The organism is Morganella morganii, from assembly GCF_041099235.1.
Classification (GTDB): Bacteria; Pseudomonadota; Gammaproteobacteria; order Enterobacterales; family Enterobacteriaceae; genus Morganella; species Morganella morganii_E.
The window spans coordinates 1-13,099 of the sequence record NZ_JBFZSO010000018.1 but is presented as its reverse complement, the minus strand read 5'-3'; the positions used below and the strand labels follow the sequence as shown (position 1 = coordinate 13,099).

Here is a 13,099-nt window from a genome sequence, read left to right as displayed (position 1 = left end):
AAAATGAAAGTTCGTGCTTCCGTCAAGAAATTATGCCGTAACTGCAAAATCGTTAAGCGTCACGGTGTCGTGCGCGTGATTTGCAGTGCTGAGCCTAAGCATAAACAGCGTCAAGGCTAATAAAAAGCATATTTTTCTTGCAAAGTTGGATTGAGCTGGCTAAATTAGCCAGCCAATCTTTTTATTAAACGTGGTTCTACTGTTTGAGTATCCTGAAAACGGGCTTTTCAGATCAGTATTACCCCAAAATTTTTAGGAGTGCATAGTGGCCCGTATAGCAGGCATTAACATTCCTGATCATAAACATGCTGTTATTGCATTAACTGCAATTTTCGGCATCGGCTTAACCCGTTCACAGGCTATCTGTAAAGCAACGGGTATTGCTGAAGATGTTAAGATCAGTGAGCTGTCTGAAGAGCAAATCGACCAACTGCGTGACGAAGTTGCTAAATACGTTGTAGAAGGTGACCTGCGCCGTGAAGTGACCCTCAGCATCAAACGTCTTATGGACATTGGTTGCTATCGTGGTTTACGCCATCGTCGTGGTCTTCCGGTACGCGGTCAGCGTACGAAGACTAACGCACGTACCCGTAAGGGTCCGCGTAAGCCGATCAAGAAATAATCGGGGAATCTTATAATGGCAAAAGCACCTGTTCGTGCACGTAAGCGTGTAAGAAAACAAGTCTCTGACGGTGTGGCTCATATCCATGCTTCTTTCAACAACACAATCGTTACCATTACTGACCGTCAGGGTAACGCATTAGGTTGGGCAACTGCCGGTGGTTCCGGTTTCCGTGGTTCTCGTAAATCAACTCCATTCGCAGCACAGGTTGCAGCAGAACGTTGCGCAGAGGCTGTGAAAGAGTACGGTATTAAGAATCTGGAAGTTATGGTTAAAGGACCTGGTCCTGGCCGTGAGTCAACCGTTCGCGCATTAAACGCGGCTGGTTTCCGCATCACTAACATTACTGATGTGACTCCGATCCCTCATAACGGTTGTCGTCCTCCGAAAAAACGTCGCGTCTAATCGCCCTCACGTTTTTTAGGATAGTTGGAGAAAGAAAATGGCTAGATATTTGGGTCCGAAGCTCAAGCTGAGCCGTCGCGAAGGAACAGACCTCTTCCTGAAGTCTGGTGTTCGCGCGATTGACACCAAGTGTAAATTAGATCAAGCACCAGGCCAGCACGGCGCCCGTAAACCGCGTCTGTCTGATTATGGTGTTCAGTTACGTGAAAAACAAAAAGTTCGTCGTATGTACGGCGTGCTGGAACGTCAGTTCCGTAACTACTATAAAGAAGCAACTCGTCTGAAAGGCAACACAGGTGAAAACCTGCTGTCTCTGCTGGAAGGTCGTTTAGACAACGTTATTTATCGTATGGGCTTTGGCGCTACCCGCGCAGAAGCACGTCAGATCGTCAGCCACAAAGCTGTCATGGTAAATGGCCGTGTTGTAAACATTGCTTCTTATCAGGTTTCCCCTAACGACGTAATCAGCATTCGTGAAAAAGCGAAAAAACAGTCTCGTATTAAGGCTGCTTTAGAGCTGGCTGAGCAGCGTGAAAAACCAACTTGGTTGGAAGTTGATGCTGCGAAAATGGAAGGTGTGTTCAAACGTATTCCTGAGCGTACTGACCTTTCTGCTGATATTAACGAGCACCTGATCGTCGAGCTTTACTCTAAGTAAGGCTTAGCACCAAAGAGAGGACACAATGCAGGGTTCTGTGACAGAGTTTCTTAAACCGCGCCTGGTTGATATCGAGCAAATCAGTTCGACGCACGCCAAGGTGACCCTTGAACCATTAGAGCGTGGCTTTGGCCATACTCTGGGTAACGCACTGCGCCGTATTCTGCTTTCGTCTATGCCGGGTTGTGCGGTAACTGAGGTTGAGATTGATGGTGTACTCCATGAGTACAGCACTAAAGAAGGTGTACAGGAAGATATCCTGGAAATTCTGCTCAACCTGAAAGGGCTGGCGGTAAAACTTCAGGGAAAAGATGAAGTCATCTTAACTCTGAATAAATCTGGCATTGGCCCTGTGACTGCAGCCGACATCATCCATGACGGTGATGTTGAAATCGTCAAGCCGGAGCATGTAATTTGCCATCTCACTGACGAAGGCGCATCTATTAATATGCGCATCAAAGTTCAGCGTGGTCGTGGTTATGTTCCTGCTTCTGCCCGAATTCATTCGGAAGAAGATGAGCGCCCAATCGGTCGTCTGTTAGTAGACGCGTGCTACAGCCCAGTTGAGCGTATTGCTTACAATGTTGAAGCAGCACGTGTTGAGCAGCGTACCGATTTGGATAAATTGGTTATCGAAATGGAAACCAACGGCACGATTGATCCAGAAGAATCAATTCGTCGTGCGGCAACCATTCTGGCCGAACAACTGGAAGCTTTCGTTGACTTACGTGATGTTCGTCAGCCGGAAGTGAAAGAAGAAAAACCAGAATTCGATCCGATTTTACTGCGCCCAGTAGACGATCTCGAATTGACTGTCCGCTCTGCTAACTGTCTCAAGGCAGAAGCAATCCACTACATCGGTGATCTGGTACAGCGTACAGAAGTTGAGTTGCTCAAAACCCCTAACCTCGGTAAGAAATCGCTTACTGAAATTAAGGACGTTCTGGCATCTCGCGGCTTATCTCTGGGCATGCGTCTGGAAAATTGGCCGCCGGCAAGTATTGCTGACGAATAAGATCACAGGTTAAGGTTTTACTGAGAAGGATAAGGTCATGCGCCATCGTATGAGTGGTCGTCAATTGAACCGCAACAGCAGCCATCGCCAAGCTATGTTTCGTAACATGGCCGGTTCTTTAGTTCGTCACGAAATTATCAAGACGACTTTGCCTAAGGCAAAAGAACTGCGTCGCGTTGTTGAGCCGTTGATTACCCTGGCTAAAACGGATAGCGTTGCTAACCGTCGTTTAGCATTCGCCCGTACTCGTGATAACGAAATCGTGGCAAAACTGTTCAACGAGCTGGGACCACGTTTCGCTCAGCGTGCAGGTGGTTACACCCGCATTCTGAAATGTGGTTTCCGTGCTGGTGACAATGCTCCAATGGCTTACATTGAGCTTGTTGACCGCGCTGAATCCCAGACTGAAGCAGCAGCAGAGTAATCTGTTACTGCGTAAAAAAACCGGGTTTTTACCCGGTTTTTTTATTTCTGTTAATCCTGCCCTTGAAGTTAAACTCCTCATCCCCATATCTCTGCCAATGACATACAACATTTTACTATTCTGATATGATGGCTTCAGGCCAGATGATGTCAGGAGGTTGCCGATGTACCGAATTGGTCAGTTAGCAAAACTTGCAGAAGTGACACCGGATACAATCCGTTTTTATGAAAAACAGGGCATGATGGATCATCAGGCCCGGACGGATGGCGGCTATCGTTTGTATACTGAGCAGGATCTGCACCGGCTGCGTTTTATCCGCTATGCAAAACAATTAGGGTTTACACTGGAAGCGATCACCGAACTGTTATCGATCCGGGTTGATCCTGAACATCACACCTGCCGTGAATCAAAGCAAATTGTGGATGATCGGCTGAAAGATGTGGAAACAAAGTTAGTTGAAATGCAGCGAATGCGGGATTCCCTGAAAATGCTGAGTGATGCCTGTTGCGGAACGGCACATGTCAGTTCACAATGCACCATCCTGGAGATCCTGGAACAAGGCGCAACAGAACCCTGTGGCTGTTCACAAAAAGAGAGTAAACATAATCAATGAGGTTACTATGACAAAATATGCTCACAAGCGCGGCGTAATACAAGATAACGCCCTGGAAGCACTGCTATCCGATCCGCTGTTCCGGCAGAGAGTAGAAAAAAATAAGAAAGGCAAAGGGAGTTACAACCGAAAAGAAAAACACAACAAGGCAGGTTACCGGGAGGCCAGTAGTAAGCGATTAGATAATCTTTTACTACTGGCCTTTTAGTTTATTATTTCTTTTGTTCTTTCAATAAATCACGGATTTCAGTCAGTAATGTTTCTTCTGCTGATGGTGCCGGTGGCGCAGCGGGAGCTTCGGCCTGTTCGCGGCGTAATTTATTCAGCATTTTGATGGCAATGAAGATAGCAAATGCGACGATAACGAAATCAAAAACGGTTTGCAGGAATACACCATAGTTCAGTACAACAGCAGGCACATCTCCGCTGGCTTCCCGCAGCACAACGGCAAATTGCTTGAAGTCGATCCCGCCGATAACTAAACCGAGTGGTGGCATGATGACATCAGCAACTAATGAGGACACAATTTTGCCGAATGCCGCACCGATAATGATACCGACAGCCATATCAACGACATTGCCGCGCATCGCAAATTCACGAAACTCTTTTATGAAGCTCATACCCTTTTCCTTACCCAAAATGTTAACAAGTTGTCATTCTCAAGTATAAATCAATAGTATTTACTATCAAAATATTAAGTACTTATTTATAAGAAGAACGGACTTGGCTGGAAGAGCTTCTCCACCTCGGGTACGTGGCGTTTGTCTGTAATGAACAGCACGACATGGTCTCCCTGTTCAATACTGTGCTCGTCATTCGCAATAATCACCTGCTCATCTCTGACAATCGCACCAATAATAGTACCCGGCGGCAGCTTAATATCGGCAATTTTGCGACCGACGACTTTTGAGGTATTTTCATCGCCATGTGCAATTGCCTCAATGGCCTCCGCAACACCACGGCGCAGCGAGGAGACACTGACAATATCTGCCTTACGCACATGACCGAGTAATGCAGAAATGGTGGCCTGCTGCGGGGAGATAGCGATATCAATCACACCCCCCTGAACCAGATCCACATAGGCACTGCGCTGGATGAGTACCATTGCTTTTTTGGCACCCATACGCTTGGCAAGCATCGCGGACATAATATTGGCTTCGTCATCGTTGGTCAGGGCAATAAAGACATCAACCTGCTCAATATGTTCTTCTGCTAATAATTCCTGATCAGATGCATCTCCATAAAAAACAATGGTGTCATGCAGCAGCTCTGCGAGATCAGTTGCCCGGTTGGCGTTGTGCTCGATCAGTTTGACGTTATAGTCTTTCTCGATACGCAGTGCCAGACCGGCGCCGACGTTCCCGCCGCCGACAATCATGATCCGCTTATACGGTTTTTCCAGACGCTGTAGTTCACTCATTACCGCACGGATATGCTCGGATGCGGCGACAAAGAATACTTCATCACCGGCTTCGATGATGGTTGAACCCTGAGGACGAATCGGTCTGTCCTGACGGAAGATGGCTACAACCCGTGTTTCAATATGCGGCATATGCTCGCGCAGGCTGGAAAGGGCGTTTCCGACCAGCGATCCGCCGTAATAAGCTTTCACGGCGACAATACTGACACGGCCTTCGGCAAAGTTCACAACCTGAAGGGCACCGGGATACTGGATCAGTTTATAGATGCTGTCGATCACTAACTGCTCAGGAGCGATCAGGTGATCGATCGGGATCGCTTCCGGTAAAAATAATTTATCAGCTTCCCGGACATATTCAGAAGATCGGATACGGGCGATCTTATTCGGCGTATTGAACAGGGTGTATGCAACCTGGCAGGCGATCATATTGGTTTCATCGGAGTTGGTCACTGCGACGAGCATATCCGCATCTTCTGCACCGGCTTCCCGCAGTACCCGCGGATGAGAGCCGGCTCCGTTTATTACCCGGAGATCGAATTTATCCTGTAACTGACGCAGCCTGTCCGGGTTGGTATCCACAACAGTAATATCGTTGTTTTCATCCACTAAGTTTTCTGCCAGTGTGCCGCCGACCTGACCGGCACCGAGAATAATAATTTTCATATAAATGATCGTCCGGGTTGTTTATCAGGCAGGAAGTGCCTGTTTAACCAGTTTAGCGTAAAAAAATCCGTCTCCGCTCTGCGCATCCGGCAGCATTTGGTAGCCTGTTGCCGGTGTATCGGTTAATACAGCATCACGGTGCGAAGAGAGAAAATTATTTATCTGATGAATATTTTCTTCCGGTAATACCGAGCAGGTTGCATAGACCAGTGTGCCGCCGGGTTTGAGATAAGGCCAGACAGCGTCCAGAATTTCCCGTTGCAGCGCAGCCAGCTCGTTGATGTCATTATCACGGCGCAGCCATTTGATATCCGGATGACGGCGGATAACGCCGGTCGCGGAGCAAGGTGCATCCAGCAAAATGCGATCGAATATCTGAGATTCTGCCCACTGTTCCGGATAACGGCCGTCACCGGTTTTCACCACCGCGTTTTGTTTAAGTCGTTGTAAATTCTCATTAACCCGGGTTAAACGCTGTTTATCCACATCAACAGCCATGACATGAGCACGAGGTGCTATCTCCAGAATGTGGGTGGTTTTCCCGCCGGGTGCCGCGCACAAGTCTAAAATAGTCTCATCATTCTGCGGATCAAGCAGTAATGCACAGCCCTGCGCGGAACTGTCCTGCACTGTGACCCAGCCATCCGCAAATCCCGGCAGATCAGTGACCGGGCAGGGCGTTGCCAGACGCAGTGCATCGGGATATGCCGGATTATAAAAGGTTTCAATATCCTTTTCTGCCAGCAGCGCCTGATATTCCTGAGCGGAGTGATGGTTACGGTTAACCCGCAGCCACATCGGCGGTTTTTCATTATTTGCCGTAATAACGGCTTCCCAGTTGTCAGGATATGCCGCCTGAATCCGCGACAGCAGCCATTTCGGATGCAGCCAGCGGCTTTCATTATTGGCAAAACGTTCGGACAGCACCTGCTCCTGACGCTGGAACTGACGCAGCACCCCGTTAATCAGTCCCTTCAGCTGTGGTTTTTTCAGTACAACAGCACCGTTAACCGTCTCGGAGAGCGCAGCGTGTGCCGGGATCCGTGTATAGCGGAGCTGATAAAAACCGACCAGAATCAGATAATGCAGTACCCGCTGCTTACCGGTCAGCGGTTTTGCCATCAGTTGCTGGCTGTACCATTCGAGCTCCGGCAGTACCCGCATCACACCAAAACATAATTCCTGCAGTAATGCTTTATCTTTCGGGTTGATATCCCGCTGATATTCAGGCAGAAGTGCGCTGAGTGATTGTCCCTGATCCAGGACCTGGCTGATGATACGGGCAGCAATGCTGCGTAGGTTATAACTGTTTTTCATTGTGATTCCGGTATGCCGGCAAGCGATAAAGAGAAAGGGTGACCGGCATACCACGCAGGGAATGCCGGTTATGAAACAAAATTACAGTGAATTTCCCGGGGTAAACCATTCTTTGCGGGAATTCAGAATATCAGCGGCTGACATCGGCTTTTTCCCGGCAGGCTGTAACTGTGTGATATTCAGGATCCCTTCTGCAGTGGCAACCTGAATGCCGTTTTTGTCCGCACGGATAACCGTTCCCGGCGCTGCGGAAGTCTGTTCCGCAATCGCATGGGCCTGCCAGACTTTCACCGGCTGCTCATCAATCACCATATAGCTGATTGGCCACGGATTGAAGGCACGGATACAGCGGTCTAATTGTGCGGCAGAAAGAGACCAGTCCAGCCGGGCTTCTTCTTTGCTCAGTTTTTCTGCATAGGTGACCAGGGAGTCGTCCTGTTTTTCAGGGCGGAGCGCATTCTGACATACCAGAGACAGTGTATGTAACAACGCCTGCGGGCCGATACCGGCGAGTTTTTCATACAGTGACGCACTGGTATCTTCTGATGTGATATCACATTCAGCTTTATACAGCATATCGCCGGTATCCAGACCGGCATCCATCTGCATGATTGTCACGCCGGTTTTGGTGTCACCGGCCCACAGTGCACGCTGGATAGGCGCTGCACCACGCCATGCCGGTAACAGGGAACCATGAACATTCAGACATCCCAGGCGCGGAATATCCAGCACTGCCTGCGGTAAAATCATCCCGTAGGCCACGACAATCATGATGTCTGCCTGCTGGTCACGTATCCACTGATGATTTTCTTCTTTGCGCAGTGTGGATGGCTGGAAAACAGGAATATCGTGCTGTTGTGCCAGTTCTTTTACCGGGCCTGCGGTGATTTTTTTCCCGCGGCCGGCAGGGCGATCCGGCATGGTTAAGACGCCAACGACATTATGCTCTGACTGAATCAGAGCATCGAGGTGGCGTGCGGCAAAATCAGGCGTTCCTGCAAAGATAATACGTAATGAATCTGACACGTTGCTTTCCTGTAAAAATAATAATGCCACAAACAATAACAGTGCCCGTGCGCTGCTGCGGTCTGTGGCAGATAAAGACTGCGGGTATTAAGACCGGGCTCTGAGTCTGTCCAGCTTTTCGACTTTCTGACGGATGCGCTGGCGTTTCATAGCGGAAAGGTAATCGACAAATAATTTGCCTTCCAGGTGATCCATTTCATGCTGGATACAAATTGCCAGCAGATCACCGGTTTCCAGTTCGAAAGGCTCGCCGTTATAGTCCAGCGCCCGGATTTTAACGTGCTCAGCACGCGGCACGAATGCCCGCTGCTCAGGAATCGATAAACAACCTTCTTCGATTCCGGCTTCTCCGGATTTTTCCAGCAGTTCCGGGTTGATCAGCACCAGGCGTTCATTCCGCTCTTCTGACACATCAATTACGATAATGCGCTGGTGGATATCAACCTGAGTGGCTGCCAGACCAATACCTTCTTCGTCGTACATGGTTTCGAACATATCATCGACAATCTTCTGAATGCCGGCATCGACTTTTTCAACCGGCTTTGCAATCTTGCGAAGCCGCTCGTCGGGATAATGTAATACAGTTAATAACGCCATAGATTTTTTCGTGTTCTATCTAAAAAATGGATGGAAATTAATGTCTATTCTAGACAGTTATCAGCCTGATTGACAGTATTGCCCGCAGCGGACACCGCATTTTTATCACAGGCTCAGTCAGGATGGCACAATGGATGAAAGGGAAATTTGGTTACGTCTGGCGTGTATCAGGCGGTTAAGTGCACATCATGCTGTCAGCGTGGCAACTATGCTGACAGATAGCTGCACACAGAAAAACGGTGAGATCCGGCAGCAGTTACATCAGTGCGGACTCACGCTGGTACAGTGTCAGCAGTTTATGAATGTGAATACATCCAGGCTGAAAGCGGCACTTTTATGGGCTGATTCACCGGGTCATATGATATTGCCCCTGTCATCACCACACTATCCGTTTTTATTAAAGCAGATCTATTCACCTCCGCTTGTGCTTTTTGTGGCAGGGCAGTGTGAGGTGTTATCTGCCCTGCAGGTCAGTATGGTGGGCAGCCGCGCAGTTACCCATTACGGCGAAAAGTGGGCGGGCTGTTTTACCCGGCATCTTGTGCAGCACAATCTGGTGATAACCAGCGGTCTGGCTGCGGGCGTGGACGGATGCTGCCATGAGGCGGCGCTGGCATCAGGCGGAAAGACAATAGCGGTATCCGGCAGCGGGTTATCTCATATTTATCCTGTAAAGCACCGGTCGCTGGCAGAGGAGATTACAGAAAATGGCGCACTTATCTCTGAATATTTTCCGGATGTGCCGCCGCTGGCCAAAAACTTTCCCCGTCGTAACCGGATAATCAGCGGACTAAGCCGACTGCTGATTGTGATTGAGGCCGGACGGCGCAGCGGGTCATTAATTACGGCACAATGCGCGCTGGAGCAGGGGCGGGATGTATTTACGTTACCGGCGGTACTTGGTAATCCGGCGTATGAGGGCAACCACTGGTTGTTGCAGCAGGGTGCCTATATTGCGACAGCACCGGGGGATATCACGGATCATCTCGCGCTGAATATGCAGTGGCTGGCGTTGCCGCCGATCCCGGAAACACCGGAAGTGATTATCACACCGGTACAGGAGGAACTGCCGTTTGCACATGTGCTGATTAATGTGGATGATGAACCGACACCGGCGGATATCATTGCCGCACGGTGTGAGCTGCCGGTCACAGAGGTGACAACACAACTGCTGCAGCTGGAGTTATCAGGTAAAATAGCCGTGGTCAGCGGGGGATATATCCGTCTGCATCACTGAACGGTATCGGCGTAAGGTAAAATTATCATGTCAAAATCAACGGCGGAATGCTGTCCGGAATGCGGCGGAGAGCTGGTTATCCGCAATGGTGCTCACGGTCCTTTTTTCGGTTGTTCTGCTTATCCGGAATGTGATTACATCCGTCCGCTGAAAGCCGGTACTGACGGACATATCATCAAAGTGCTGGATGGACAGTTGTGTCCGCAATGCGGGGGGACGCTGGTGCTGCGCCAGGGGCGCTACGGAATGTTTATCGGCTGCGGAAATTTTCCGGGATGTGAATATATTGCATCTATTGATTCACCGGATGAAACAACAGTGGCCTGTCCGCAGTGCCATGATGGTAAGTTACTTCAGCGTAAGTCGCGGTTCGGTAAAGTTTTTTATGCCTGTAACCGCTATCCGGCTTGTCAGTTTTCACTGAACAGTAAACCGGTTACCGGCGAGTGTCAGTATTGTGGCTATCCGCTGCTGGTGGAAAAAAGGACATCAACAGGCGTAAGATTAAGTTGTGCGAGTAAAGCCTGCGCAAAACGACAAAAAGAACAGAATGAGAATAATGATGAATCATAATCAAACCACAGCAAATTTCGACACAATCATAAAAGCACTGAATAACCACGAAGTTATCGCATATCCGACAGAAGCCGTTTTTGGACTAGGTTGTGACCCGGACAATGAGCAGGCCGTGATGGCGCTGCTGGATCTGAAACAGCGCCCGTGGGAAAAAGGGCTGATTCTGATCGCTGATAACTATGATCAGGTAAAACCGTATATTGATGACTCGCGGCTGACAGATGAACAGCGTGAAGCGATGTTTGCTTCCTGGCCGGGCCCGGTTACCTGGGTGATCCCGGCAAAACCCGTCACACCAAAATGGCTGACTGGCCGTTTTGACTCGCTGGCTGTCCGTGTAACAGATCATCCGGTGGTCAAAGCATTATGTCTGGCATACGGCAAACCGCTGGTTTCCACCAGTGCGAACCTGAGCGGGCTGGAGCCGTGCCGGACAACTGATGAAGTAAATGCACAGTTTAACGGACGGATCCCGGTGGTTGACGGGCTGGTCGGCGGGCGGAAAAACCCGTCTGAGATCCGTGATGCACTGACAGGGCAGTTATACCGACAGGGCTGACAGAACACCAAAAGGACCCGGAATGAAAAAATTTGCCGTTTTTGGCCATCCGATTGCACACAGTCAGTCACCCTTTATTCATCAGGAATTTGCCGGACAATTTGGTATTGAACTGAGTTATGAACGGATCCTTTCTCCGCTCGATGGCTTTCGCGACAGTGTTTCTGCATTTTTTGCTGCGGGCGGGCTGGGGGCGAATGTCACACTGCCTTTTAAAGAGCAGGCACATGCGCTGGCGGATGAGCTTAGTGAACGGGCACAGGTCTGCGGCGCGGTAAATACCCTGTATCTGACAGAAGATAAACGGCTGGCCGGGGATAATACAGACGGCGAAGGGCTGGTGATTGATTTGCAGCGGCTGATGTTTATCCGCCCCGGCGACAGTATTCTGCTGATTGGTGCTGGCGGCGCGGCCCGCGGCGCATTGTTGTCTCTGTTGCAGGCAGGTTGCGCTGTTACCGTTACCAACCGGACATTCAGCAAAGCGCAGTCTCTGGCTGAGCGGTTTGCCGGTCACGGAAAAGTCAGTGCAATGCCGGTCAGTGAAACCGGAACAACCGGATTTTCATTGATTATTAATGCCACATCATCCGGAGTGGACGGCGCGGTTCCGCAGATCCCGCTGTCATTACTGAATCAGTCAGTTGCCTGTTACGATATGTTTTACCGTACCGGTCTGACACCTTTTCTGCAACTTGCCGCAGATAACGGTGTGACCCGGTATGCTGACGGGCTGGGTATGCTGGCTGGTCAGGCGGCTTTTGCATTCAGGTTATGGCATGGCGTATTGCCGGATATTGCACCGGTACTGACAAAACTCAAACAGAAGATGACATCATGAACCAGTCCATTCAGTTTCCGGATCGCGAATCACGGGATGATGACCGGGAGTGCATTGTCTTTCCGGTGATGATTAACGGCTTTTTATCGGATTGCCGCGTCTCTGCACAATACCTGCAATCCCGTTACGGAACAGCTTCCGGGGAGGATATGCTGGTTCTCTTCCGCCGGAACCGCTGGGATCTGGAGGAAGAGTTTGCGGAATTTATTGAAAAAGGTGAGGCGGATGAGCCGCCTTACCGGTTGCCCTGTGACAGATAATCATTTTTCCACATAACATAGTTATTGGCTGAATATTTCAGCCCTTCATATTCTTCCGGTTTCAGCGGGCGGACGGCTTTGGCAGGGCTGCCGAGATACAGGTAGCCGCTTTCCAGTCGTTTGCCCGGTGAAACCAGACTGCCCGCGCCGATAATTACATCATCCTCTACCACCACACCGTCCAGCAGAATTGAACCCATACCGACCAGAACACGGTTACCGATAGTGCAGCCGTGCAGCATCACTTTATGGCCGACGGTAACATCCTCGCCGATAATCAGCGGGTGACCAGCCGGATTATCCGCTGTCTGGTGAGTGACATGTAATACGGAGCCGTCCTGAATATTGGTACGCTGGCCAATCTGAATGTAATTGACATCTCCCCTGGCAACAACCAGCGGCCAGATACCGACATCATCAGCCAGACGTACATCACCGATAATGACGGAGGAGTCATCGATCATGACATTTTTGCCGACAGAAGGGGTTAATGTCAGATAGGGACGGAGTTTATTCACAATAATTACCTCAGAATATAAATGTATTTTGGCGATCTTAGTCAGAGAGTTTACCGGAGGCAATGTAACTTTCGGGCATAATTGCCGGAAAATACGACATGATGCTCAAAAGACAGACGGTTAATAAGAAAATTCAAAAAAAAGGTTGTGCAAAACGAAAAGCTCCCTATAATGCGCCACCACTGACACGGAACAACACGCTGACAAGCGGTTCCGGCAGAAAGAGAAAAAGAGAAAAAGCGAAAAGTTGAAAAACAACGCTTGACTCGACGGGGCTGGAAACGTAATATACGCAGCCTCGCAACAACGCAGAAGACCGGCAACGGCAGCGAATGTTGCAACTGCTCT

Annotated in this window: 20 protein-coding genes; 14 read left to right on the top strand and 6 right to left on the bottom strand. The window is 49.5% G+C overall.

Going from position 1 to position 13,099, the window contains the following annotated elements; genetic code table 11:
* Positions 1–3 precede the first annotated feature (3 nt).
* From rpmJ to AB7038_RS17790, 8 genes are all read left to right on the top strand, one after another.
* On the top strand, positions 4–120 hold the full coding sequence (gene rpmJ / locus AB7038_RS17825; RefSeq protein ID WP_015422332.1) for a 50S ribosomal protein L36: 117 nt from the start codon (positions 4–6) through the stop codon (positions 118–120).
* 145 nt (positions 121–265) lie between these two features.
* Positions 266–622, top strand: coding sequence for a 30S ribosomal protein S13 (rpsM, locus tag AB7038_RS17820; protein WP_004242250.1), 357 nt, complete (start codon positions 266–268; stop codon positions 620–622).
* Positions 623–637: 15 nt separating this feature from the next.
* Positions 638–1,027 (top strand): 30S ribosomal protein S11, encoded by a 390-nt coding sequence (rpsK, locus tag AB7038_RS17815; RefSeq protein ID WP_003863312.1) that lies wholly within the window; start codon positions 638–640, stop codon positions 1,025–1,027.
* Positions 1,028–1,064: 37 nt separating this feature from the next.
* Complete coding sequence (rpsD, locus tag AB7038_RS17810; protein WP_015422331.1) at positions 1,065–1,685, top strand: 30S ribosomal protein S4; 621 nt, start codon at positions 1,065–1,067, stop codon at positions 1,683–1,685.
* Positions 1,686–1,710: 25 nt separating this feature from the next.
* Positions 1,711–2,700 carry a DNA-directed RNA polymerase subunit alpha gene (locus AB7038_RS17805; protein WP_004238609.1) on the top strand — a complete coding sequence of 330 codons (990 nt, stop codon included), beginning with the start codon at positions 1,711–1,713 and terminating at the stop codon, positions 2,698–2,700.
* A 37-nt stretch (positions 2,701–2,737) separates the two neighbouring features.
* Positions 2,738–3,124 (top strand): 50S ribosomal protein L17, encoded by a 387-nt coding sequence (rplQ, locus tag AB7038_RS17800; RefSeq protein WP_015422330.1) that lies wholly within the window; start codon positions 2,738–2,740, stop codon positions 3,122–3,124.
* A gap of 163 nt (positions 3,125–3,287) precedes the next feature.
* Positions 3,288–3,737 carry a Zn(2+)-responsive transcriptional regulator gene (zntR, locus tag AB7038_RS17795; RefSeq protein WP_369453735.1) on the top strand — a complete coding sequence of 150 codons (450 nt, stop codon included), beginning with the start codon at positions 3,288–3,290 and terminating at the stop codon, positions 3,735–3,737.
* 7 nt (positions 3,738–3,744) lie between these two features.
* On the top strand, positions 3,745–3,945 hold the full coding sequence (locus tag AB7038_RS17790) for an alternative ribosome-rescue factor A (protein WP_025154662.1): 201 nt from the start codon (positions 3,745–3,747) through the stop codon (positions 3,943–3,945).
* 4 nt (positions 3,946–3,949) lie between these two features.
* On the opposite strand, the gene mscL is transcribed toward AB7038_RS17790, so the two are convergent.
* The 5 genes from mscL to def form a co-directional block, all read right to left on the bottom strand.
* Entirely contained in the window at positions 3,950–4,357 is a 408-nt protein-coding gene (gene mscL / locus AB7038_RS17785; RefSeq protein WP_072872498.1) for a large-conductance mechanosensitive channel protein MscL, read from the bottom strand.
* Positions 4,358–4,443: 86 nt separating this feature from the next.
* Positions 4,444–5,820, bottom strand: coding sequence for a Trk system potassium transporter TrkA (trkA, locus tag AB7038_RS17780; protein WP_004238605.1), 1,377 nt, complete (start codon positions 5,818–5,820; stop codon positions 4,444–4,446).
* Between the two features lie 24 nt (positions 5,821–5,844).
* A complete protein-coding gene (gene rsmB, locus AB7038_RS17775; RefSeq protein WP_349419577.1) occupies positions 5,845–7,137 on the bottom strand; it encodes a 16S rRNA (cytosine(967)-C(5))-methyltransferase RsmB in 1,293 nt (430 codons plus the stop codon).
* Positions 7,138–7,218: 81 nt separating this feature from the next.
* Complete coding sequence (fmt, locus tag AB7038_RS17770) at positions 7,219–8,163, bottom strand: methionyl-tRNA formyltransferase (protein ID WP_368890331.1); 945 nt, start codon at positions 8,161–8,163, stop codon at positions 7,219–7,221.
* An 87-nt stretch (positions 8,164–8,250) separates the two neighbouring features.
* Positions 8,251–8,760, bottom strand: coding sequence for a peptide deformylase (gene def, locus AB7038_RS17765; RefSeq protein ID WP_004238602.1), 510 nt, complete (start codon positions 8,758–8,760; stop codon positions 8,251–8,253).
* A gap of 130 nt (positions 8,761–8,890) precedes the next feature.
* On the opposite strand from def, the gene dprA reads away from it, so the two are divergent.
* Genes dprA through AB7038_RS17740 form a run of 5 tightly spaced genes read left to right on the top strand, consistent with a single transcriptional unit; the run spans position 8,891 to position 12,233 of the window.
* Complete coding sequence (dprA, locus tag AB7038_RS17760; RefSeq protein ID WP_369453734.1) at positions 8,891–9,997, top strand: DNA-processing protein DprA; 1,107 nt, start codon at positions 8,891–8,893, stop codon at positions 9,995–9,997.
* A 27-nt stretch (positions 9,998–10,024) separates the two neighbouring features.
* Complete coding sequence (locus AB7038_RS17755; RefSeq protein ID WP_369453733.1) at positions 10,025–10,570, top strand: DNA topoisomerase family protein; 546 nt, start codon at positions 10,025–10,027, stop codon at positions 10,568–10,570.
* Positions 10,560–11,132, top strand: a complete 573-nt coding sequence (tsaC, locus tag AB7038_RS17750; protein WP_368890335.1) for an L-threonylcarbamoyladenylate synthase type 1 TsaC — start codon at positions 10,560–10,562, stop codon at positions 11,130–11,132. The genes AB7038_RS17755 and tsaC overlap by 11 nt, the downstream gene beginning before the upstream one ends.
* A 22-nt stretch (positions 11,133–11,154) precedes the next feature.
* Positions 11,155–11,973 carry a shikimate dehydrogenase gene (gene aroE, locus AB7038_RS17745; RefSeq protein ID WP_349419574.1) on the top strand — a complete coding sequence of 273 codons (819 nt, stop codon included), beginning with the start codon at positions 11,155–11,157 and terminating at the stop codon, positions 11,971–11,973.
* A complete protein-coding gene (locus tag AB7038_RS17740; protein ID WP_369453732.1) occupies positions 11,970–12,233 on the top strand; it encodes a DUF1488 domain-containing protein in 264 nt (87 codons plus the stop codon). The genes aroE and AB7038_RS17740 overlap by 4 nt, the downstream gene beginning before the upstream one ends.
* Here the strand turns inward: AB7038_RS17740 and AB7038_RS17735 are convergent.
* Positions 12,209–12,754, bottom strand: a complete 546-nt coding sequence (locus AB7038_RS17735; protein ID WP_123569903.1) for a gamma carbonic anhydrase family protein — start codon at positions 12,752–12,754, stop codon at positions 12,209–12,211. The two genes, AB7038_RS17740 and AB7038_RS17735, sit on opposite strands and share 25 nt — an antisense overlap.
* A 95-nt stretch (positions 12,755–12,849) precedes the next feature.
* On the opposite strand from AB7038_RS17735, the gene AB7038_RS17730 reads away from it, so the two are divergent.
* Positions 12,850–13,002: a hypothetical protein gene (locus AB7038_RS17730; RefSeq protein WP_369453731.1), complete on the top strand. Its 153-nt coding sequence runs from the start codon at positions 12,850–12,852 to the stop codon at positions 13,000–13,002.
* Positions 13,003–13,099: the final 97 nt, after the last annotated feature.

Bases quoted from the DNA above. Each gene is read 5' to 3' on its own strand.
- rpmJ (WP_015422332.1), top strand. From the start codon at position 4: ATGAAAGTTCGTGCTTCCGTCAAGAAATTATGCCGTAACTGCAAAATC.
- rpsK (WP_003863312.1), top strand. From the start codon at position 638: ATGGCAAAAGCACCTGTTCGTGCACGTAAGCGTGTAAGAAAACAAGTC.
- rpsD (WP_015422331.1), top strand. From the start codon at position 1,065: ATGGCTAGATATTTGGGTCCGAAGCTCAAGCTGAGCCGTCGCGAAGGA.
- AB7038_RS17805 (WP_004238609.1), top strand. From the start codon at position 1,711: ATGCAGGGTTCTGTGACAGAGTTTCTTAAACCGCGCCTGGTTGATATC.
- rplQ (WP_015422330.1), top strand. From the start codon at position 2,738: ATGCGCCATCGTATGAGTGGTCGTCAATTGAACCGCAACAGCAGCCAT.
- zntR (WP_369453735.1), top strand. From the start codon at position 3,288: ATGTACCGAATTGGTCAGTTAGCAAAACTTGCAGAAGTGACACCGGAT.
- AB7038_RS17790 (WP_025154662.1), top strand. From the start codon at position 3,745: ATGACAAAATATGCTCACAAGCGCGGCGTAATACAAGATAACGCCCTG.
- mscL (WP_072872498.1), bottom strand. From the start codon at position 4,357: ATGAGCTTCATAAAAGAGTTTCGTGAATTTGCGATGCGCGGCAATGTC.
- trkA (WP_004238605.1), bottom strand. From the start codon at position 5,820: ATGAAAATTATTATTCTCGGTGCCGGTCAGGTCGGCGGCACACTGGCA.
- rsmB (WP_349419577.1), bottom strand. From the start codon at position 7,137: ATGAAAAACAGTTATAACCTACGCAGCATTGCTGCCCGTATCATCAGC.
- def (WP_004238602.1), bottom strand. From the start codon at position 8,760: ATGGCGTTATTAACTGTATTACATTATCCCGACGAGCGGCTTCGCAAG.
- dprA (WP_369453734.1), top strand. From the start codon at position 8,891: ATGGATGAAAGGGAAATTTGGTTACGTCTGGCGTGTATCAGGCGGTTA.
- AB7038_RS17755 (WP_369453733.1), top strand. From the start codon at position 10,025: ATGTCAAAATCAACGGCGGAATGCTGTCCGGAATGCGGCGGAGAGCTG.
- tsaC (WP_368890335.1), top strand. From the start codon at position 10,560: ATGAATCATAATCAAACCACAGCAAATTTCGACACAATCATAAAAGCA.
- aroE (WP_349419574.1), top strand. From the start codon at position 11,155: ATGAAAAAATTTGCCGTTTTTGGCCATCCGATTGCACACAGTCAGTCA.
- AB7038_RS17740 (WP_369453732.1), top strand. From the start codon at position 11,970: ATGAACCAGTCCATTCAGTTTCCGGATCGCGAATCACGGGATGATGAC.
- AB7038_RS17730 (WP_369453731.1), top strand. From the start codon at position 12,850: ATGATGCTCAAAAGACAGACGGTTAATAAGAAAATTCAAAAAAAAGGT.